At 64.8% G+C, this 19,150-nt stretch carries 18 protein-coding genes; 8 read left to right on the top strand and 10 right to left on the bottom strand.

Translation table 11 applies throughout. The annotated features are described in order from the left end of the window. Positions 1–5: 5 nt before the first annotated feature. Positions 6–1,073 carry a DUF2066 domain-containing protein gene (locus JKP78_RS17395; RefSeq protein ID WP_186689766.1) on the bottom strand — a complete coding sequence of 356 codons (1,068 nt, stop codon included), beginning with the start codon at positions 1,071–1,073 and terminating at the stop codon, positions 6–8. Positions 1,074–1,394: 321 nt separating this feature from the next. On the opposite strand from JKP78_RS17395, the gene purM reads away from it, so the two are divergent. From purM to JKP78_RS17415, 4 genes are all read left to right on the top strand, one after another. After that, entirely contained in the window at positions 1,395–2,453 is a 1,059-nt protein-coding gene (purM, locus tag JKP78_RS17400; protein WP_186689768.1) for a phosphoribosylformylglycinamidine cyclo-ligase, read from the top strand. After that, positions 2,453–3,106: a phosphoribosylglycinamide formyltransferase gene (purN, locus tag JKP78_RS17405; RefSeq protein WP_200627071.1), complete on the top strand. Its 654-nt coding sequence runs from the start codon at positions 2,453–2,455 to the stop codon at positions 3,104–3,106. Before purM ends, purN begins: the two co-directional genes overlap by 1 nt. An 8-nt stretch (positions 3,107–3,114) precedes the next feature. Continuing rightward, positions 3,115–3,825 carry a DUF3108 domain-containing protein gene (locus JKP78_RS17410; protein WP_170028715.1) on the top strand — a complete coding sequence of 237 codons (711 nt, stop codon included), beginning with the start codon at positions 3,115–3,117 and terminating at the stop codon, positions 3,823–3,825. Positions 3,826–4,134: 309 nt separating this feature from the next. Continuing rightward, positions 4,135–4,317 carry a hypothetical protein gene (locus tag JKP78_RS17415; RefSeq protein WP_170028714.1) on the top strand — a complete coding sequence of 61 codons (183 nt, stop codon included), beginning with the start codon at positions 4,135–4,137 and terminating at the stop codon, positions 4,315–4,317. 45 nt (positions 4,318–4,362) lie between these two features. On the opposite strand, the gene JKP78_RS17420 is transcribed toward JKP78_RS17415, so the two are convergent. From JKP78_RS17420 to JKP78_RS17450, 7 genes are all read right to left on the bottom strand, one after another. Beyond that, positions 4,363–4,902 carry a DUF2058 domain-containing protein gene (locus JKP78_RS17420; protein ID WP_170028713.1) on the bottom strand — a complete coding sequence of 180 codons (540 nt, stop codon included), beginning with the start codon at positions 4,900–4,902 and terminating at the stop codon, positions 4,363–4,365. Between the two features lie 26 nt (positions 4,903–4,928). After that, the gene (gene mazG / locus JKP78_RS17425; RefSeq protein WP_186689770.1) at positions 4,929–5,762 is read right to left on the bottom strand and encodes a nucleoside triphosphate pyrophosphohydrolase; all 834 of its coding nucleotides are present in this window, start codon (positions 5,760–5,762) and stop codon (positions 4,929–4,931) included. 67 nt (positions 5,763–5,829) lie between these two features. Beyond that, a complete protein-coding gene (relA, locus tag JKP78_RS17430) occupies positions 5,830–8,070 on the bottom strand; it encodes a GTP diphosphokinase (protein ID WP_085626475.1) in 2,241 nt (746 codons plus the stop codon). Positions 8,071–8,166: 96 nt separating this feature from the next. Beyond that, positions 8,167–9,525, bottom strand: coding sequence for a 23S rRNA (uracil(1939)-C(5))-methyltransferase RlmD (rlmD, locus tag JKP78_RS17435; RefSeq protein WP_200627072.1), 1,359 nt, complete (start codon positions 9,523–9,525; stop codon positions 8,167–8,169). Then, positions 9,526–10,425, bottom strand: a complete 900-nt coding sequence (gene cysM, locus JKP78_RS17440) for a cysteine synthase CysM (RefSeq protein WP_170028710.1) — start codon at positions 10,423–10,425, stop codon at positions 9,526–9,528. A 223-nt stretch (positions 10,426–10,648) separates the two neighbouring features. Further along, a complete protein-coding gene (locus JKP78_RS17445) occupies positions 10,649–12,022 on the bottom strand; it encodes a sensor histidine kinase (RefSeq protein ID WP_200627073.1) in 1,374 nt (457 codons plus the stop codon). Between the two features lie 3 nt (positions 12,023–12,025). After that, complete coding sequence (locus JKP78_RS17450; RefSeq protein WP_200627074.1) at positions 12,026–12,745, bottom strand: response regulator transcription factor; 720 nt, start codon at positions 12,743–12,745, stop codon at positions 12,026–12,028. A 193-nt stretch (positions 12,746–12,938) separates the two neighbouring features. Here JKP78_RS17450 and JKP78_RS17455 point away from each other — a divergent pair, with 193 nt between their 5' ends. The 4 genes from JKP78_RS17455 (at position 12,939) to JKP78_RS17470 (ending at position 17,872) form a co-directional block, all read left to right on the top strand. Next, positions 12,939–15,695 (top strand): response regulator, encoded by a 2,757-nt coding sequence (locus JKP78_RS17455; protein ID WP_170028707.1) that lies wholly within the window; start codon positions 12,939–12,941, stop codon positions 15,693–15,695. 317 nt (positions 15,696–16,012) lie between these two features. Further along, positions 16,013–17,002 (top strand): 2-hydroxyacid dehydrogenase, encoded by a 990-nt coding sequence (locus JKP78_RS17460; RefSeq protein WP_170028706.1) that lies wholly within the window; start codon positions 16,013–16,015, stop codon positions 17,000–17,002. A gap of 31 nt (positions 17,003–17,033) precedes the next feature. Beyond that, a complete protein-coding gene (locus tag JKP78_RS17465) occupies positions 17,034–17,471 on the top strand; it encodes a hypothetical protein (RefSeq protein ID WP_013971353.1) in 438 nt (145 codons plus the stop codon). Continuing rightward, on the top strand, positions 17,468–17,872 hold the full coding sequence (locus JKP78_RS17470) for an META domain-containing protein (protein ID WP_170028704.1): 405 nt from the start codon (positions 17,468–17,470) through the stop codon (positions 17,870–17,872). The genes JKP78_RS17465 and JKP78_RS17470 overlap by 4 nt, the downstream gene beginning before the upstream one ends. Positions 17,873–18,046: 174 nt before the next feature. On the opposite strand, the gene JKP78_RS17475 is transcribed toward JKP78_RS17470, so the two are convergent. Continuing rightward, on the bottom strand, positions 18,047–18,511 hold the full coding sequence (locus JKP78_RS17475) for a TlpA disulfide reductase family protein (RefSeq protein ID WP_170028703.1): 465 nt from the start codon (positions 18,509–18,511) through the stop codon (positions 18,047–18,049). Positions 18,512–18,668: 157 nt separating this feature from the next. Continuing rightward, on the bottom strand, positions 18,669–19,133 hold the full coding sequence (locus JKP78_RS17480; RefSeq protein ID WP_170028703.1) for a TlpA disulfide reductase family protein: 465 nt from the start codon (positions 19,131–19,133) through the stop codon (positions 18,669–18,671). Positions 19,134–19,150: the final 17 nt, after the last annotated feature.

Raw genomic sequence — 19,150 nt, forward strand, 5'->3', positions numbered from 1 at the left:
TCCCCTTACCAGCGAAAACGCAGGCCGTCGAACGGCGCCAGCGCAGGCTGGGCCGGCGCGGCGGGTGGCACGCCCGCCCCAGCAGCCGCAGCTGGCGGGGTTGGCAACGCCGGTGCCTGTTCGGCCGGTAGCTCCTGCAGCCTGGCCAGGCCAAGCTGGGCCCGCAGCTGTTCGCGGTTGGCCGTCACCGCATAGGTCAGGGTGCTGCCCTCGGCCATCTGCAGGCGTGGGCCGTAGGGTTCGAGCACACGTGCCAGCTCGGCGTAGCGCTGCAAATTCATCCCCTGCACCTGCACCTGCAACTGGCTGCTGGCGCCGGGGCGCGTGACGTAGCGCGGCGCCAGGCGGACGCTGACCGCCTGCATCACGGCGTCGGCCAAGGCTGCCGGGTCGGCGCCCTCGGCGGTGCCTTGCTCGCGTTGGTCGCCCAACCATAACTGCCATTTGCCTTGCCACTTGCCGTCGGCTTCGCGAGCATGCACCGCCAGCAGGGCATCGGCGCCGTAGCGCTCGGATGCTTCGCGCAGCGGTGCCGGGTCGCCGCCCTCGATATGCTCGGCGTTGGCCACCAGTTGCTCCTGCAGGTCGGCCAGCGGCAGGCGCAGCGGCAAGCCACGGTGCTGGGCGGCGCGGCGCAGCGGTTCGGCGCTGGCCTGGCCGTCGCCAACCAGGCTGCTGCCTTCGGCACTGTCGTTCAGCCACCAGCCAAGGATCGATGGCCGGTTGCTGCCCCACAAGGCCAGGCCGGCCTTGCGCAGGGCCCGCTCGGTACTGCCGGGGTCGAACTCGACCAGCACCGACTCGGGTGGCCCGGCTTCGCTGGCGACCTGGTTGATGATTTGCTGCGGGTCCTTGCGCAGCTCGGCCAGTGCCGGGTTCTGTGCCGCCTTGGGGTCGCCGGTCAGGCGCAGCACCAGGGTGTCGAGCGCCTTGGCGGTAGCCGCTGCGCGGGCTTCGGCGCCCGGCCCGGTGACCGGTTCGCGTACCTGGTAAAGGCCAGCGACATTTTCAGCCTGGACGGTGGCCGAGATCAGGGCCAGGCAACCGGCTGCCAGAATATTGAACAAACGCATGGAGGATTCCTGTCCAGTCGAGCATCAGGCCGCAAGCCTGACGCTGCAAGAAAAAGCAGGCCGAGCGCCAGGCTGGCGTGTCGCGCAGCGTGAAGCCCGTTGCTTGCAGCTTATACATATGCAACCGCATCAACCACCCTCAGGCTTTTTTCAACAATTACCGCCCTGCCCGTCGGCCTGAGGATGGCCGCTGCCCGGCAACCCTGATAAAATCGCGCGCCTTCACAGACCACTGACGTTTCAGGCAGCCGCCGCCTACCAGCCGGCCTTGGCCGTCATGGTCGTTTTTTTAGAATCCCTCCCTCCTAAAGGCCTGGATCAATGAGCAAGCAACCCTCCCTGAGCTACAAGGACGCCGGTGTAGACATCGACGCCGGCGAAGCACTGGTCGAACGCATCAAGGGCGTGGCAAAACGCACCGCACGCCCTGAAGTCATGGGTGGCCTGGGCGGCTTCGGCGCCCTCTGCGAGATCCCGGCCGGCTACAAGCAACCGGTGCTGGTCTCCGGCACCGATGGTGTCGGCACCAAGCTGCGCCTGGCGCTGAACCTGAACAAGCACGACAGCATCGGCCAGGACCTGGTCGCCATGTGCGTCAACGACCTGGTGGTGTGCGGTGCCGAGCCGCTGTTCTTCCTCGACTACTATGCCACCGGCAAGCTCAACGTCGATGTGGCCGCCACCGTGGTCACCGGCATTGGCGCCGGTTGCGAACTGGCTGGCTGCTCGCTGGTCGGCGGTGAAACCGCCGAGATGCCGGGCATGTACGAAGGCGAAGACTACGACCTGGCCGGCTTCTGCGTCGGCGTGGTGGAAAAGGCCGAGATCATCGACGGTTCCAAGGTCGCCACCGGCGACGCGCTGATCGCCCTGCCCTCCTCGGGCCCGCACTCCAACGGCTATTCGCTGATCCGCAAGATCCTTGAAGTGTCCGCCACCGACATCGAGAACACCCAGCTGGACGGCAAGCCGCTGGCCGACCTGCTGATGGCGCCGACCCGCATCTACGTCAAGCCGCTGCTGCAGCTGATCAAGAACACCGGCGCGGTCAAGGCCATGGCCCACATCACCGGTGGTGGCCTGCTGGACAACATCCCGCGCGTACTGCCGGCCAACGCCCAGGCGGTCATCGACGTGGCCAGCTGGCAGCGCCCGGCGGTGTTCGACTTCCTGCAGGAAAAAGGCAACGTCGACGAGCATGAAATGCACCGCGTGCTGAACTGCGGCGTCGGCATGGTCATCTGTGTCGCCCAGGACCAGGTAGAAGCTGCACTGAACGAACTGCGCGCCGCCGGTGAGCAGCCATGGGTGATCGGCCACATCGCCGAAGCCGCCGAGGGCGCTGCCCAGGTCGAGCTGCAGAACCTCAAGGCACACTGATGCCAAGCAAGACCTGCAATGTAGTGGTACTGCTGTCGGGCTCCGGCAGCAACCTGCAAGCGTTGATCGACAGCTGCCAAGGCCAGGACAGCCCGGTATGCATCCGCGCGGTGGTTTCCAACCGCGCCGACGCCTACGGCCTGCAACGCGCCGCGGCAGCCGGCATCGACAGTGTCGTGCTCGAGCACACCCAGTTCGACAGCCGTGAAGCCTTCGATGCCGCGCTGATGGCGCGCATCGACGGTTTTGCCCCGGACCTGGTGGTGCTGGCCGGTTTCATGCGCATCCTCAGTGGTGACTTCGTGCGTCACTACCAAGGCCGCCTGCTCAATATCCACCCGTCGTTGCTGCCCAAGTACAAGGGCCTGCATACCCATCGGCGGGCGCTGGAGGCAGGCGACGCCGAACACGGCTGCAGCGTACACTTCGTGACTGAGGAACTCGATGGCGGCCCATTGGTCGTACAGGCTGTAGTACCGGTGGTGCCTGACGACACCGCCGAAAGCCTGGCCCAGCGGGTACACCGCCAGGAACATCTGATCTACCCGCTGGCGGTGCGCTGGTACGCTGAAGGGCGCTTGCGTCTTGGCGAACACGGCGCATTACTGGATGGCCAACCCCTGGCGGCCAGCGGTCACCTGATTCGATCCTAGGAGAATTTATGCGTCGCGCCCTGCTCTTGGCTCTCGCCGTGCTCGCCCTGCCCCTCCAGGCAGCTGATCTGAAGCCTTTCTCGGCCAGCTACACCGCCGACTGGAAGCAACTGCCCATGAGCGGCACCGCCGAACGCAGCCTGGTCAAGAATGCCAACGGTACCTGGGACCTTAACTTCAAGGCTTCCATGATGATCGCCAGCCTGACCGAGCAAAGCACCCTGCGCATGGACAACGATACCCTGCTGCCGCAGCAGTATCACTTCGAGCGCGGCGGCCTGGGCAAGGCCAAGAAGGTCGACTTGAACTTCGACTGGAACGCCAAGAAGGTCACCGGCAGCGATCGTGGCGACGCCATCAACCTGCCGCTGAACCGTGGTGTGCTGGACAAGTCGTCCTACCAGCTGGCCCTGCAGCATGACGTGGCCGCTGGCAAGAAAAGCATGACCTACCAGGTGGTTGACGGTGACGAGATCGACACCTACGACTTCCGCGTCCTGGGCACCGAAAAGGTCACCACCAAGACCGGCCAGGTCGATGCGGTCAAGGTCGAGCGTGTACGTGACCCGAGCCAGAGCAAGCGCATCACCGAGCTGTGGTTCGCCAAGAACTGGGATTACCTGCTGGTGCAGCTGCGCCAGGTGGAAACCGATGGCAAGGAGTACGTGATCGTGCTGCAGGATGGCACGGTCGATGGCAAACCGGTCAAGGGCAACTGAGCCGCACTGCCTTAAGCACCCGAAGCCCTGCCTTGAGCGGGGCTTTTTTCTGCCTGCCTTGCACCGACGGCCTTGTGCCGCGATGGGCCGCAGAGCGGCCCCGGCAATCTTGCGTCAAGGCAAAGATCCTGGGGCCGCTGCGCGCCCCATCGCGACACAAGGCCGCTCCTACAAAAGCGCACCAACAGGCCCAGGGGCTGTTGATGAAACTTGTTTCATGGCTGTTTTATTTACTTAGCCTGCTAACAAACTCTATAAAGAGGACGTGCGACAGCTTGTCGCAGCCAACTCAAGCAGTGGAGTTTACCGATGACAGTCCAAGTAACCGAACGCGACGAATCGAAAATGTCCCACGAAGGCCTGGCCGCAGGTGTGCGGATCTGGGATGTGCACCAACAAGGCCAACTGGTGGGCATGTTCCACAACGAGCACGAAGCGCACCAGTACCGGGCCGAGCTGGAAAACCTGGAAAACCAGCGCACCACGCAGTGACCCCGCTACCCATGAAAAACCCCGCCAAGGCGGGGTTTTTGCTGTTTACCACATCAGGTCGTCCGGGATCTTGTAGGCCGCATACGGGTCGTCCTCGTCCGCTTCCTCGACATGGGTGTTGAGCAGCAGGATACGGCTGGGGTCACGCTCCTGGATCTTCACCGCCGCTTCGCGGGGAATGACCTCGTAACCACCGCCAAACGACACCACGGCCAGCGCACCGTTGCTCAGCTTGGTGCGCATCAGGGCGTTGACGGCAATACGCTTGACCTTCTTGTCGTCGACGAAGTTGTAGTAGTCCTCGGTGTTCAGTTTGGGCAGGCGGGTGGCTTCGATCAGTTGCTTGATCTGCGCCGCCCGGGCCTTCTGCTCGGCTTTTTCCTGCTGCTGGCGGTTCAGCTCCTGGTCCCGCTTGGCCTTCTCGGCCATGGCTTCCTTGGCCAAGCGCTGCTGGCTGTCGTCCACCTCGACCTGGCCTTTATGCTCCAGGCGTTTCTGTTTCTTCTCGGCCTTGTTGGCCTGGGAAACCTGTTTCTGGTTGACCAGACCGGCTTTGAGCAATTGGTCGCGAAGGGAAAGGCTCATGAATGTTCACTCACTTATGCAACAGCTCAGCCGCAGCTGGGCAGGTTCTTTTCCTGACGCTTGGCTTCACCCCAGAGGGTGTCCAGCTCGTCAAGGCTACAATCTTCGATGGGGCGCCCACTGTCGCGCAACACCTGTTCGATGAAGCGAAAACGCCGTTCGAACTTGCGGTTGGCGCGGCGCAGGGCATGTTCAGGGTCGTGCTTGAGGTGGCGGGCCAGGTTGACGCTGGCGAACAGCAGGTCGCCGATTTCATCTTCGAGCGCATCGGCGTCGCCGTCGGCCATGGCCTGCAGCACTTCGTCCAGTTCCTCGCGGACCTTGTCCAGCACCGGCAATGCCTCAGGCCAGTCGAAACCGACGGTGGCCGCGCGCTTTTGCAGTTTGGCGGCACGCGACAACGCCGGCAATGCCGCGGGTACATCGTCGAGCAGCGACAACTGTTCGGGCTGGCTCTTTTCCGCACGCTCTTCGGCCTTGATTTCTTCCCAGCGTGACTTGACCTGGGCCTCGCTCAAGCTGGGGGTGTCCACCGGCGCATACAGCTCACCGGTGGGGAACACATGCGGGTGGCGGCGGATGAGCTTGCGGGTGATGCTGTCGACCACGCCAGCGAACTCGAAGCGCCCTTCTTCGCGGGCCAGCTGGCTGTAGTACACCACCTGGAACAGCAGGTCACCCAGTTCACCTTGCAGGTGCTCGAAATCGCCGCGCTCGATGGTGTCGGCGACCTCGTAGGCCTCTTCGATGGTGTGCGCGACGATACTCGCGTAGTTCTGCTGCAGGTCCCATGGGCAGCCGTACTGCGGGTCGCGCAGGCGGGCCATGAGGTGCAGCAGGTCGTCAAGGGTGTAGGTCATCTAAGCAGGTCCTTCGGTGGTGGCTGCTTCGCGGATCAACCCGCCCCGCGAAGCAGGCGCCGCAGTCTCAAGGCGTACGATTACGCCGCGTCTCGATGATGTTCGGCAACTGCGAGATCCGCCCCAACAGGCGCCCCAGCGCGTCCAGGCCGGGAATCTCGATGGTCAGCGACATCAATGCGGTGTTATCTTCCTTGTTCGAGCGGGTATTCACCGCCAGCACGTTGATCTTCTCGTTCAGCAGCACTTGCGACACGTCGCGCAGCAGGCCCGGGCGGTCGTAGGCTCGTATCACGATATCCACCGGGTAGGTCTGCACCGGGATCGGCCCCCAGCTGACCTGGATCATGCGCTCGGGCTCCTTGCCCGCCAGCTGCAGCACCGAGGCGCAGTCCTGGCGGTGGATGCTCACGCCACGGCCCTGGGTAATGTAGCCGACGATGGCGTCGCCCGGCAGCGGCTGGCAGCAGCCGGCCATCTGCGTCAACAGGTTGCCGACCCCCTGGATCTGGATGTCGCCACGCTTGCCGGTGCGCGGCCCGGTAGGCTTGCGCGGCACCAGTTCGATCTGCTCGATGCGCTCAGGCTCAAGCAACTGCTGGGCCGCGTTGACCAGGTGGGCCAGGCGCAGGTCGCCGGCGCCGAGCGAGGCGAACATGTCTTCGGCGGTCTTGACGTTGGTCTTCTCGGCCAGGCGCTCGAAGTCCACTTGCGGCAGGCCCAGGCGGCTGAGTTCACGCTCGAGCAGGGTCTTGCCGGCAGCAACGTTCTGGTCGCGTGCCTGCAGCTTGAACCAGTGCACGATCTTGGCCCGCGCACGCGAGGTGGTGACGTAGCCCAGGTTGGAGTTCAACCAGTCACGGCTGGGGTTGCCGTGCTTGCTGGTGATGATCTCGACCTGTTCGCCGGTCTGCAAGCTGTAGTTGAGCGGCACGATGCGCCCGTTGATCTTGGCGCCGCGGCAGTTGTGACCGATTTCGGTGTGCACGCGGTAGGCGAAGTCCAGCGGGGTGGCGCCCTTGGGCAGGTCGATGGCATGGCCGTCAGGGGTAAACACGTAGACCCGGTCCGGCTCGATATCGACCCGCAACTGCTCGGCCAGGCCACCGATGTCGCCCAGTTCTTCGTGCCATTCCAGCACCTGGCGCAGCCAGGAGATCTTCTCTTCGTAATGGTTGGAGCTGGACTTGACGTCGGTACCCTTGTAGCGCCAGTGGGCGCAAACCCCGAGCTCGGCTTCCTCGTGCATGCCGTGGGTACGGATCTGCACTTCCAGCACCTTGCCCTCGGGGCCGATCACCGCGGTGTGCAGCGAGCGGTAGCCGTTTTCCTTGGGGTTGGCGATGTAGTCGTCGAACTCCTTGGGAATGTGCCGCCACAGCGTGTGCACGATACCCAGTGCGGTGTAGCAATCGCGGATTTCCGGCACCAGCACGCGCACTGCGCGCACGTCGTAGATCTGGCTGAACTCCAGGCCCTTGCGCTGCATCTTGCGCCAGATCGAATAGATATGTTTTGCCCGCCCGCTGATGTCGGCCTTCACGCCGGTGGCCAACAGCTCGTTCTGCAGCTGGTTCATCACGTCGCTGATGAAACGCTCGCGGTCCAGCCGCCGCTCGTGCAGCAGCTTGGCAATCTGCTTGTACTGGTCGGGCTCGAGGTAGCGGAAGGACAGGTCTTCCAGCTCCCACTTGATGTGGCCGATGCCCAGGCGGTGCGCCAGCGGTGCATAAATGTCGAACACCTCGCGAGCAACACGCAGGCGTTTCTCGTCGTCGGCGGCCTTGACCGCACGGATCGCGCAGGTGCGCTCGGCCAGCTTGATCAGCGCCACGCGCACATCATCGACCATGGCCACGAGCATCTTGCGCAGGTTCTCGACCTGCGCCTGCGAACCCAGCACCAGCGACTGCCGCGGGCTGAGGCTGGCGCTGATGGCCGCCATGCGCAGCACGCCGTCGATCAGCTTGGACACTACCGGGCCGAAACGCTGGCTGACCTCGGCCAGGGTCACCTTGCCCTCGCGCACCGAGCGGTAGATGACCGCCGCTACCAGGGAATCCTGGTCGAGCTTGAGGTCGGCGAGGATTTCGGCGATTTCCAGGCCTGCCTGGAAGCTGGACGTCCCGTCCGCCCAGGAATGCTTGGCCGGATTGCCTTTTTTCTCGACTTCATGGGCGAACTCGCAGGCCTCTTTCAGCGCTGCGCGATCCAGTGCCGAATCGACGCTCACCACATGGTCCAACCATGCTTCGAGATTGATACTGCCGTCAGTGTTGACCGGCTGGTGCACTCTCACCTGTACCATCTTTGTTTTACCTTTCCATACAGCGCACCACGCGGGCGCGCTGGCGATCACCGTGCGGCTGCCATTCCCTGAAAGCCGCACCAAGGGGCCAGTCAGCTAGCCCGCTTCGAATAACGCCATGGCCTCGACATGCGCCGTTTGAGGAAACATGTCGAGAATCCCGGCCCTTTTTAACCGGTACCCCTGGCCGACCAGCACCTGGGCGTCTCGCGCCAGCGTGGCCGGATTGCACGATACGTAGACCAGCCTTCTGGCCTTGAGGCGGGCGATGCCTTGCACCACCTCGAAAGCACCGTCGCGCGGTGGATCCAAGAGTACCGCAGAAAAGCCCTCGGCGGCCCATCCGGTGCCTGCCAAAGGCTGCGATAAATCGGCCTGAAAAAACCGTGCGTTATGCACATTGTTGTTCCGGGCATTGGCTGCGGCCCGATCGACCATGGCCTGCACGCCTTCCACTGCCACCACCTCGCGCGCCTGGCGCGCCAGCGGCAAGGCGAAGTTGCCCAGGCCGCAGAACAGGTCCAGCACACGCTCGTCGGCCTGCGGTGCAAGCCAGGCCAGGGCCTGCTCGATCATTGCCGTGTTGACCTGGGCATTCACCTGCACGAAGTCACCCGGGCGCCAGGCCAGTTCCAGCTGCCATGGTGCCAGGGCGAAGCCCAGTTGCGCAGCCGGCTGCAGCGGTGCCGGCTCACCTTCGCCTTGCAGCCACAGTTGCGCCTTGGCCTGCTCGCAGAACGCTTGCAGCCTGGCCAGGTCTTCTGCTGGCAACGGCGCGACATGGCGCACCAGCAGCGCCTCGGCAGTGCCGCTGAACAATTCGACATGGCCCAGCGCCTGCGGCTTGCTCAAGGAACGCAGCACAGTCGGCAAATGGCGCAGAATCGACTGCAAGGGCTGTACCAGCACCGCGCAATCGTCGATGGCAATGATGTCCTGGCTGGCTTCGGCGCGAAAGCCCACCTGCAGTTGGCGTGCCTTGGCATCCCAGCGCACCGCCACGCGGGCGCGGCGACGGTAGCCGAATTCCGGCCCGCTCAGCGGCGGCGCCCACTCTTCGGGTTGCACGCCGGCGACCCGCTGCAGTTGCTCGGCCAGGGTGCGCTGCTTGAGCGCCAGTTGCGCCTCGTGCGGCAGGTGCTGCAGGTTGCAGCCACCACAACGATCGTAATACCGGCAAGGCGACTCACGGCGCTCCGGGCTGGCCTGCAGCAGCCGCTCCAGGCGGGCCTCGACCACTTTGCCGCGGGCATTGAGCACCCGCGCCTCCACGGCTTCGCCGGCCAGGGCGCCGCTGACGAACCAGATGCGCCCCTCGAAGAAGGCGATACCCCGGCCGTCACCGGCCAGGCGCTCGATGTCCAGCCGCTGCTTCTTGCCCACGGGTACCTGGGGGGTACGGTTGCCGCCGGCCGGCTGGAAGCGCAGGCCGCTGTTGCTTTTTTTCTTGGACATTTAGCTCAGGTCGAACAGGCCGGTGGACAGGTAACGGTCGCCACGGTCGCAGATGATCGCGACCATCGTGGCGTTTTCCACCTCGCGGGACAGGCGCAGCATGGCCGCGACCGCACCACCGGAAGACACGCCGCAGAAAATGCCCTCTTCACGGGCAAGGCGGCGGGTGGTGTCTTCGGCTTCCTGCTGCGACATGTCGACCACACGGTCGACGCGGGTGGCGTCGAAGATCTTCGGCAGGTACTCCTCGGGCCAGCGGCGGATACCCGGGATGGCCGAACCTTCCATCGGCTGCAGGCCGATGATCTGCACCGCCGGGTTCTGTTCCTTGAGGTACTGCGAGCAGCCCATGATGGTCCCGGTGGTGCCCATGGAGCTGATGAAATGGGTGATGCTGCCCTGGGTCTGCTGCCAGATCTCCGGGCCGGTGCTGGTGTAGTGGGCGATCGGGTTGTCGCCGTTGGCGAACTGGTCCAGCACCAGGCCACGGCCTTCGGCCTGCAGCTTCTCGGCCAGGTCACGGGCGCCTTCCATGCCCTCTTCCTTGGTCACCAGGATCAGCTCGGCGCCGTAGGCGGTCATGGCGGCCTTGCGCTCGGCGGTGGAGTTGTCAGGCATGATCAGGATCATCTTGTAGCCCTTGATCGCCGCCGCCATCGCCAGGGCGATGCCGGTGTTGCCGGAGGTGGCTTCGATCAGGGTGTCGCCGGGCTTGATCTGGCCGCGCAGTTCGGCGCGGGTGATCATCGACAGTGCCGGGCGGTCCTTCACCGAGCCGGCAGGATTGTTACCTTCGAGCTTGAGCAGGAGGGTATTGCTGGTTTCGCCAGCGATGCGCTGCAGGCGAACCAGAGGCGTATTGCCGACGCAATCGGCGATGGTTGGGTACTGCAAGGTCATGGCGTATTTCACAATCCGGACGGCAGGGGCGCCTATCATACCGGCAAACCCTTCGCGGCCATATCACGCAATCTGTGATGAATATAGCTACAGGCTATATGCGCCTGTTGTGCCGCCTGCAGCAGCGGCCTTGTGTCGCGATGGGGCGCAAGGCCCAAGGTTGCCGCTTCGCCGCTTGAATTGCCGGCGCCGCTGCGCGCCCCATCGCGACGCAAGGCCGCTCCTACAGGGAACGCGCTGGCTGTTGGGCCACCGCTGCATGTAACGGCAAGCGCATCCACAACCGCAGCCCACGTTTGCCATTCTCCGCCCACAAGGTCCCGCCCTGGCGCTGAATGGCACTGCGGGCGATGCTCAACCCCAGGCCGAAGCCCCCATCCCCAGGCCGTGAGCCGTCCAGCCGAGAGAACGGCGCAAAGATTCGCTCCAGGTCGTCTTCACCTACGCCGCCACCTTCATCCTCCAGCCACAGCCGCCAATGGCTGCCGTCACGCTGCCCGCCCAAGCGCACCACACCCTCGGTCGGTGAATGCCGAATGGCATTGCGCAACAGGTTCTCCAGCGCCTGGGCCAGATGATTGAGGTTGCCCAGCACCCAGCAGCCGGCCGGCACCTCGCAGCGCAACCGCGCGAGCGACCAGCCGCTCTCGTAACTGGCGTTCTCGGCCAGCAACTCCCACAAGGCGTGGACCTCGATCGGCTCCAGGTTCATCGGCGCGCGCTCGGCATCCTGCCAGGCCAGTTGCAGGGTATCTTCGACCAGCTGCTGCATGCAGCCCAGCTCCCGTGACAAGCGTTCACGCAGGCGTGGCAGGTCGGTTTCGCTCTCGCAGGCCACGCGCAGCCGGCTGAGCGGCGTACGCATTTCGTGGGACAGGTCGCGTAGCAACTGCTGTTGCATCGCCACCGTCCCCTGCAAACGCTCGGCCATCTGGTCGAAGGCGCGGGCCAGCTCGCCCAGTTCGTCGTGGCGGGCGATGGTACGTGAGTCGAGGCGCGCCGACAGCTGGTCGGCGCGCCAGGCGTTGGCCTGCTCGCGCAACTGGTTCAACGGCACGATCAGCATGCGGTAAAGCCCCACGCACAGCAGCAGGGTGAACAGGCCAGGGATGATGCCGTTGGTGACGACCCGCCATAACAGCCGGTGCTGGCCGGGGTTGAAGCGCTGCGGCAGTTCGATCACCAGCAGGCCCTGCTCCGCTGCCCCCGGAAACGGTATGCGCAGCCACGGCTGCCCCACGGTGCGCTGACTCATCGGCCAGTCGACACCGCGCAGGCGGGTCAAGCGTTGCATGGTCTGCGGGTCGAGGCTGGCGCTGTCGAGTGGCCGCAGGTTGAGGTCGAACACGCCAACCCAACCGTGTTCGCGCTGGCGCATCGCCGCCAGCCAGCGGTCCAGCCCTGCCCGCCCGCCGCTGCGCCAGGCCTGCTCGGCCTCGCTGGCATAGCCCTGCAACACCTGCCGCGCCGGCACCGAAAGAAAGGCGTCCTGGGTTTCCATGTGCCGGCCCCAGGTGTAGCTGAGGCCGATCATCAGCAGGCAGAAGCCCACCAGCAGGATGGCCAGCTTCCAGAACAACGAGTGACGGTCGAGCATGGGTCACTCCAGCTCGCTGGCGCTGAGCACGTAGCCCTTGCCCCACACGGTACGCACCTGCCGGGCGTGATAACCGATGGCCTTGAGCTTGCGACGGATCTGGCTGACATGCATGTCCAGGCTGCGATCATGCCGTGAATAGCCCCGTTGCAATACCTGCTGGTACAGGAACGGCTTGCTCAGCACCTCGTCTGGGTTGCGGTTGAGGATATCGAGCAGACGATATTCGCTGGGGGTGAGGCCGGCCAGGCGGCCGTCCAGGCGTACATCGCACAGGCCCTCGTCGTAGTGCAATCCACCGCTGACGGGCTGCGCCTGCGGGGCGCGGTGGCGACGTTCGAGGGCGACCCGGCGCAGGATCGCCTCGATGCGCACGCGCAGTTCGGCGATGCTGAACGGCTTGGGCAGGTAATCATCGGCACCACGCTGGAAACCGTTGATGCGGTCGGCCTCGGCACCCAGTGCCGACATCAGGATCACCGGCGTGGTGCTGCGTTGGCGCAACTGCGCCAGGGCATCCAGGCCGTTGAGCCCGGGTAGCAGGATGTCCATCAGCACCACATCGAAGGCGCGGCGCCCTGCTGTTTCCAGGCCCTCCAGGCCATTGCGGCACCAGGTCACCTGGTAGCCGCCGCGCTGCAGCTGTTCGTGCAGATAGGCACCCAGGACCGGGTCATCCTCGATGGCGAGGATATTGGAGTTGTGAACAACTTCAGGATTCATTGGCAACTGTCATGCATTCTCAATTGCGCAATTATTGGGCATCCTGCGCCTGCCGGGCAACCGCCCCGCCCGCAATACGCCGCCACGGGTGCAAAACACGTACTAAACAGGTGCAATAGCACGGCGGGCGGAGTAACTTCCCGCCTTGGCCGTCCTCGCTTGACGGCGTCCAGGCACATGACAGGAGGCGAGTGTGCTCGATCGCTTGGGAATTCGCAGCCGGGTCCTGCTGCTGGCGTTGTTGCCGGCCGGCCTGATGGCCCTGGTGCTGGGCAGTTATTTCACCTGGCTGCAGCAAAATGACCTGCGCACCCAGTTGCTGCAACGCGGCAAGATGATTGCCGAGCAGCTGGCGCCACTGGCCGCGCCCGCCATGGCCAAGCTGGCACCGGCGCAACTGGAGCGCATTGCCGCGCAAACCCTGGAGCAGGCCGATGTGCGCGCCGTCACCTTCCTCGCCCCGGACCGCACACGCCTGGCCCACGCTGGCCCGAGCATGCTCAACCAGCCGCCAAGCGGCGGTACCGGCATGCAGCTGCTGCAGCGCAGCGGCAATGACGCCACGCGCTACCTGATGCCGGTGTTTGGCCACCACCGCGACCTGGCCACCGAAGCCGTGCCGGCCGAAGCCGAACGCCTGCTGGGCTGGGTCGAGATCGAGCTGTCCCACGACGGCACGCTACTGCGCGGCTACCGCAACCTGTTCACCAGCCTGTTGCTGATCCTCGCCTGCCTGGTGCTCAGCGGCTTGCTGGCCTTGCGCATGAGCCGCACCATCAACGACCCCATCGAACGGATCAAGCACGCGGTCAACCAGCTCAAGGACGGCCACCTGGAAGAGCGCCTGCCGGCCCTCGGCAGCCATGAGCTGGACGAACTGGCGCGCGGTATCAACCGCATGGCCGAAACCCTGCACAACGCCCACGAAGAACTGCAGCACAGCATCGACCAGGCGACCGAGGACGTGCGCCAGAACCTGGAAACCATCGAGATCCAGAACATCGAGCTGGACATGGCGCGCAAGGAGGCCCTGGAGGCCAGCCGCATCAAGTCGGAATTCCTGGCCAACATGAGCCATGAAATCCGCACCCCGCTCAACGGCATCCTTGGTTTTACCCACCTGCTGCAGAAAAGCGAAATGACGCCGCGCCAGCTGGACTACCTCAGCACCATCGAGAAGTCCGCCGACAACCTGCTGGGGATCATCAACGAGATCCTCGACTTCTCGAAGATCGAGGCGGGCAAGCTGGTGCTCGACAGCATCCCGTTCAACCTGCGGGACCTGATCCAGGATACCCTGACCATCCTCGCCCCGGCCGCCCACGCCAAGCAGCTGGAGCTGCTCAGCCTGATCTACCGCGACACGCCGTCGTCGCTGATCGGCGACCCGCTGCGGCTCAAGCAGATCCTCACCAACCTGGTCAGCAACGCCATCAAGTTCACCCGCGAAGGCACCATCGTCGTGCGCGCCATGCTCGATGACGAGCATGAAGACAGCGCGCAGTTGCGCATCAGTGTGCAGGACACCGGTATCGGCCTGTCGCCGCAGGATGTGCGCACGCTGTTCCAGGCGTTCAGCCAGGCCGACAACTCGCTGGCGCGCCAGCCCGGCGGCACCGGCCTGGGCCTGGTGATTTCCAAGCGCCTGATCGAGCAGATGGGCGGCGAAATCGGCGTTGACAGTACCCCGGGCGAGGGTTCGCAATTCTGGATCAGCCTCAACCTGCCCAAGGCCCACGACGACCTCCAGGAGCAACCACTGCAACCACTGCTGGGCCGCCGCGCGGCGATTGTCGATGGCCACGAACTGGCCCGCCAGGCGCTGGAGCATCAGCTGGAAGACTGCGGCCTCAGCGTCAGCCTGTTCACCTCCTACGACCAGTTGCTGCAGGCTGTGCAGGCCGCCAGCCAGGCCGGCCAGCCGTTCGAGTTCGCCGTGCTCGGGGCCAACCTGGGCAACCTGTCGCCCGAACAACTGGGCCATTACCACCAGCAGCTGGAACGTTACCATTGCCAGTGCGTGGTGCTGTGCCCGACTACCGAGCAGGCGCTGTATCATCCCTACCTGCCCAATGGTCATGGCCAGCTGCTGTCCAAGCCGACCTGCACCCGCAAGCTGCGGCGCCTGTTGCTGGAGCTGGTGCAACCGCGCCGCACGCACGGCGAGGCAACCAGCGTCAACGGCCAGCGCCAGCCGAAGATCCTGTGTGTCGACGACAATCCGGCCAACCTGCTTCTGGTGCAGACCCTGCTCGAAGACCTGGGAGCCGAGGTGCTGGCCGTCGACAACGGCTATGCCGCGCTGCAGGCAGTGCAGAGCGAGCCCTTCGACCTGGTGCTGATGGACGTGCAGATGCCCGGCATGGACGGCCGCGCCTGCACCGAACAGATCCGCCTGTGGGAAAACACCCAGAGTGGCAACCCGCTACCGATCGTCGCCCTCACCGCCCACGCCATGGCCAACGAGAAACGCGCGCTGCTGCACGGTGGGATGGACGACTACCTGACCAAACCGATCAGCGAACGACAGCTGGCCCAGGTGGTGATGAAATGGACCGGGCTGAGCCTGGGCGTGCCTCAGCAGGAGCGCCTGGTCGAACAACTGGCCGGCGGTGACGAACTGCAAGTGCTCGACCCCGAGGAAGGCCTGCGCCTGGCGGCCGGCAAGGCAGACCTGGCGGCGGACATGCTGAGCATGCTGCTGGCCTCGCTGGACACCGACCGCGAAGCCATACGTGCCGCCCGCGAGGCCGACGACCGCACCACGCTGATAGAGCAGGTGCACCGCTTGAACGGCGCCTCACGCTATTGCGGTGTACCGCAGCTGCGTGCCGCCTGCCAGCGCAGCGAGACCCTGCTCAAGCAGGAGCACCCGCAGGCGCAGCAGGCACTGGACGAGCTGGATGCGGCCATCAACCGTCTGGCCGCTCAAGCCCGGTTGAGCGCCTGAGCGCCTGAGCGCCTCCGGGCTGGGTTGAGATAGGCGATGTGGGTGAGATCGAGCGCCGCCCGCGCGGCGCATCGCGAGCTGCGCTCGCTCCTACGTTTGTTTCGGGCCAATCATGCCTGTGGGATTGGCGCGCGAACGCTTTGGCGCATGACGAGATGTCGTGTCGCATGAACCAGGCGGTCGCGCGCGCCTGTCACAGGCGTTACTGGCCCGAAGCAAACGTAGGAGCGAGCGCAGCTCGCGATGCGCCGCGCGGGCGGCGCTCGATCTCAAATGCAGCCGCTAGCCCAAGACATTCACCAAAAAGGAAGCCCACCATGCGCGCCCTGTTGTTCAGCAGCCAGCACTACGACCAGGAAAGCTTCACCCGGGCCGCCAACGGCACCACCCTGGACCTGCATTTCCAGCCCGCCCGCCTGACCCTCGACACTGCTGCGCTGGCCGATGGCTACGAGGTGGTCTGCGCCTTCATCAACGACGAACTCGACGCCCCGGTGCTGCAGCGCCTGGCCACCGGCGGCACGCGCCTGATCGCCTTGCGCTCGGCCGGCTACAACCATGTCGACCTGGCCAGCGCCCAGCGCCTGGGCCTGACCGTGGTGCGGGTGCCGGCCTATTCGCCGCATGCCGTGGCGGAACACGCCGTCGCGCTGATCCTGGCGCTCAACCGGCGCCTGCACCGGGCCTACAACCGCACCCGCGAAGGTGATTTCACCTTGCACGGGCTGACCGGCTTCGACCTGCACGGCAAGACCGTCGGCGTGGTCGGTACCGGCCAGATCGGCGCTGCGTTCGCCCGCATCATGGCCGGTTTCGGCTGCCAGCTGCTGGCCTACGATCCCCACCCCAACCCGGAGCTGCTGGCCCTGGGCGCCCGCTACCTGCCGTTGCCCGAGTTGCTGCGCGAAGCCCGTATCATCAGCCTGCACTGCCCGCTGAACGAGCACACCCGGCACCTGATCAATGCGCATAGCCTGGCCCAGCTGCAACCCGGTGCCATGCTGATCAACACCGGCCGCGGCGCGCTGGTCGACACCCCGGCGCTGATCGACGCGCTCAAGAGCGGCCAGCTCGGCTACCTGGGCCTGGATGTTTATGAAGAAGAGGCCCAGCTGTTCTTCGAGGACCGTTCCGACCTGCCGCTGCAGGACGACGTGCTGGCCCGCCTGCTGACCTTCCCCAACGTGATCGTCACCGCCCACCAGGCCTTCCTCACCCGTGAGGCACTGGACGCCATCGCTGCCACCACGCTGGACAACATCAACCGCTGGGCGGCAGGCAAACCCCAGAATCTGGTCATGGGTTAGTGCTAGGATACGCGGCATTTCTGGAGGACCCATGGTCGAGCACGATTTCCGCTACACCCTTTTCAACCCGCAACACACCTTGATCGAGTGCCGCGCGCTGGTGCCGGGCCGCTACCAGGTCACCGGCAACGGCGGCTCGATGCACAAAGGCGATACCCTGCTGGTCACCCTCAAGGGCAGCAAGGACCTGTCGATGCGCCTGACCGTGGAGAGCGTGCGCCACCTGATCAACCCTCGCGGTCAGTGGGTTGCCGTCGCCAGTGGCCCGGTATTCAACGAGCTGGAAATCCTCACCTGGCAGGTCGCCTGCGACAGCTGCGACGCCGTGCTCGACTTCGAGTTTGCAGTGGATGCCAAGCTGGGCAAGAAAGCCCGCCAACCTGCCGCCAGTGCACGTATCGCCGAGCTGGGTTGGGCCAGCCGTGGCGAGAAACACCTGTGCCCGCGTTGCCAGGAGAGCGCCGAGTGAAGAATCTGCTGACCGGCGTGCTGATTGCCTCCGGCCTGCTGGGCTGCGCCGCTGAACCTGCCAGGCTGCAGCAGGAGCGCAGCTACGTACTGGAGTGGATTGGCGAACGGCCGCTGATCGATTACAGCCACTTGACCCTGACCCTGGCCAGCGATGGCCGGGCCTACGGCAATGGCGGTTGCAACCATTGGTTTGCGCCGTACACGCTGGAAGGCCAGCAGCTGAGCTTCGGCAAGGTCGGCAAGACCCGCAAGCTGTGCGCGCCGGCCTTGATGGAGCAGGAAAAACGCTACTTGCAGGCGCTGGAAACCGTGCAACGCTGGGACGTGTCGCCGATCGAGCAGATACGCTTCTGGCCAGCCGAGGGCAAGCCATTGCGCTTCTGGCCTGAAGAAGGCTGAGAATTGCTGGGGCCGCTTTGCGGCCCATCGCGACACAAGGCCGCTCCTACAGGGGATGCGATCTGAGCTGCCCCTACCTAATGGTGGCAGGTGCCCAACATCTTGGGGCGCAGCTCAATCTCCTGTAGGAGCGGCCTTGTGTCGCGATGGGCTGCAACGCAGCCGCAAAATGCATCAGGCGCCCTTCAGGGCCTTGATCCTGGCCTGCAGCCCTTCAAGGGTCTGCTCGCCCATCAACTGCTCACGCACCTTGCCCTTGTCATCGATGATGTAGGTCACCGGCAGTGCCTCGCTGCGCGGCAGGTCATAGCGCTCGGCCGGGTCCTGGGCCAACACGGTGAAATCGATGCCCAGGGTTTCGCTCGCCTGCTTCAGGTCCTGCCCCTGCAAGCCATCGAAATTCACCCCCACCACCTTGATGCCGTCGCCCGCCCATTGCTTGGCTGCCGCATTCAGTTGAGGGATCTCGGTACGGCACGGCCCGCACCACTCGGCCCAGTAGTTGAGCACCAGCCAGTGCCCGTCGAGCTGTTCGGCCTTAACCGTATTACCGTGTTGGTCCACGCCATAATCGGCACCGCAACCACCGAGCAACAGGCTCGCGGTGATGGCCAGTACTGCTGCCAGACGCCTTGCCATGGGTCAATCCTTCTCGAGTAAGGCCGCTCCTACAGGGGATGCGATCTGAGCTGCCCCTACCTAATGGTGGCAGGTGCCCAACATCTTGGGGCGCAGCTCAATCTCCTGTAGGAGCGGCCTTGTGTCGCGATGGGCTGCAACGCAGCCGCAAAATGCATCAGGCGCCCTTCAGGGCCTTGATCCTGGCCTGCAGCCCTTCAAGGGTCTGCTCGCCCATCAACTGCTCACGCACCTTGCCCTTGTCATCGATGATGTAGGTCACCGGCAGTGCCTCGCTGCGCGGCAGGTCATAGCGCTCGGCCGGGTCCTGGGCCAACACGGTGAAATCGATGCCCAGGGTTTCGCTCGCCTGCTTCAGGTCCTGCCCCTGCAAGCCATCGAAATTCACCCCCACCACCTTGATGCCGTCGCCCGCCCATTGCTTGGCTGCCGCATTCAGTTGAGGGATCTCGGTACGGCACGGCCCGCACCACTCGGCCCAGTAGTTGAGCACCAGCCAGTGCCCGTCGAGCTGTTCGGCCTTAACCGTATTACCGTGTTGGTCCACGCCATAATCGGCACCGCAACCACCGAGCAACAGGCTCGCGGTGATGGCCAGTACTGCTGCCAGACGCCTTGCCATGGGTCAATCCTTCTCGA

Origin of the sequence: Pseudomonas sp. LAM2023, from assembly GCF_016620375.1 — a bacterium.
In the GTDB taxonomy this organism is placed as follows: domain Bacteria; phylum Pseudomonadota; class Gammaproteobacteria; order Pseudomonadales; family Pseudomonadaceae; genus Aquipseudomonas; species Aquipseudomonas anuradhapurensis.

Coding starts and splice junctions, on each gene's coding strand:
- rlmD (WP_200627072.1), bottom strand. CDS start 9,525: ATGTCCAAGAAAAAAAGCAACAGCGGCCTGCGCTTCCAGCCGGCCGGC.
- JKP78_RS17420 (WP_170028713.1), bottom strand. CDS start 4,902: ATGAGCCTTTCCCTTCGCGACCAATTGCTCAAAGCCGGTCTGGTCAAC.
- JKP78_RS17410 (WP_170028715.1), top strand. CDS start 3,115: ATGCGTCGCGCCCTGCTCTTGGCTCTCGCCGTGCTCGCCCTGCCCCTC.
- JKP78_RS17450 (WP_200627074.1), bottom strand. CDS start 12,745: ATGAATCCTGAAGTTGTTCACAACTCCAATATCCTCGCCATCGAGGAT.
- relA (WP_085626475.1), bottom strand. CDS start 8,070: ATGGTACAGGTGAGAGTGCACCAGCCGGTCAACACTGACGGCAGTATC.
- cysM (WP_170028710.1), bottom strand. CDS start 10,425: ATGACCTTGCAGTACCCAACCATCGCCGATTGCGTCGGCAATACGCCT.
- mazG (WP_186689770.1), bottom strand. CDS start 5,762: ATGACCTACACCCTTGACGACCTGCTGCACCTCATGGCCCGCCTGCGC.
- JKP78_RS17395 (WP_186689766.1), bottom strand. CDS start 1,073: ATGCGTTTGTTCAATATTCTGGCAGCCGGTTGCCTGGCCCTGATCTCG.
- purM (WP_186689768.1), top strand. CDS start 1,395: ATGAGCAAGCAACCCTCCCTGAGCTACAAGGACGCCGGTGTAGACATC.
- JKP78_RS17460 (WP_170028706.1), top strand. CDS start 16,013: ATGCGCGCCCTGTTGTTCAGCAGCCAGCACTACGACCAGGAAAGCTTC.
- JKP78_RS17465 (WP_013971353.1), top strand. CDS start 17,034: ATGGTCGAGCACGATTTCCGCTACACCCTTTTCAACCCGCAACACACC.
- JKP78_RS17480 (WP_170028703.1), bottom strand. CDS start 19,133: ATGGCAAGGCGTCTGGCAGCAGTACTGGCCATCACCGCGAGCCTGTTG.
- purN (WP_200627071.1), top strand. CDS start 2,453: ATGCCAAGCAAGACCTGCAATGTAGTGGTACTGCTGTCGGGCTCCGGC.
- JKP78_RS17415 (WP_170028714.1), top strand. CDS start 4,135: ATGACAGTCCAAGTAACCGAACGCGACGAATCGAAAATGTCCCACGAA.
- JKP78_RS17475 (WP_170028703.1), bottom strand. CDS start 18,511: ATGGCAAGGCGTCTGGCAGCAGTACTGGCCATCACCGCGAGCCTGTTG.
- JKP78_RS17445 (WP_200627073.1), bottom strand. CDS start 12,022: ATGCTCGACCGTCACTCGTTGTTCTGGAAGCTGGCCATCCTGCTGGTG.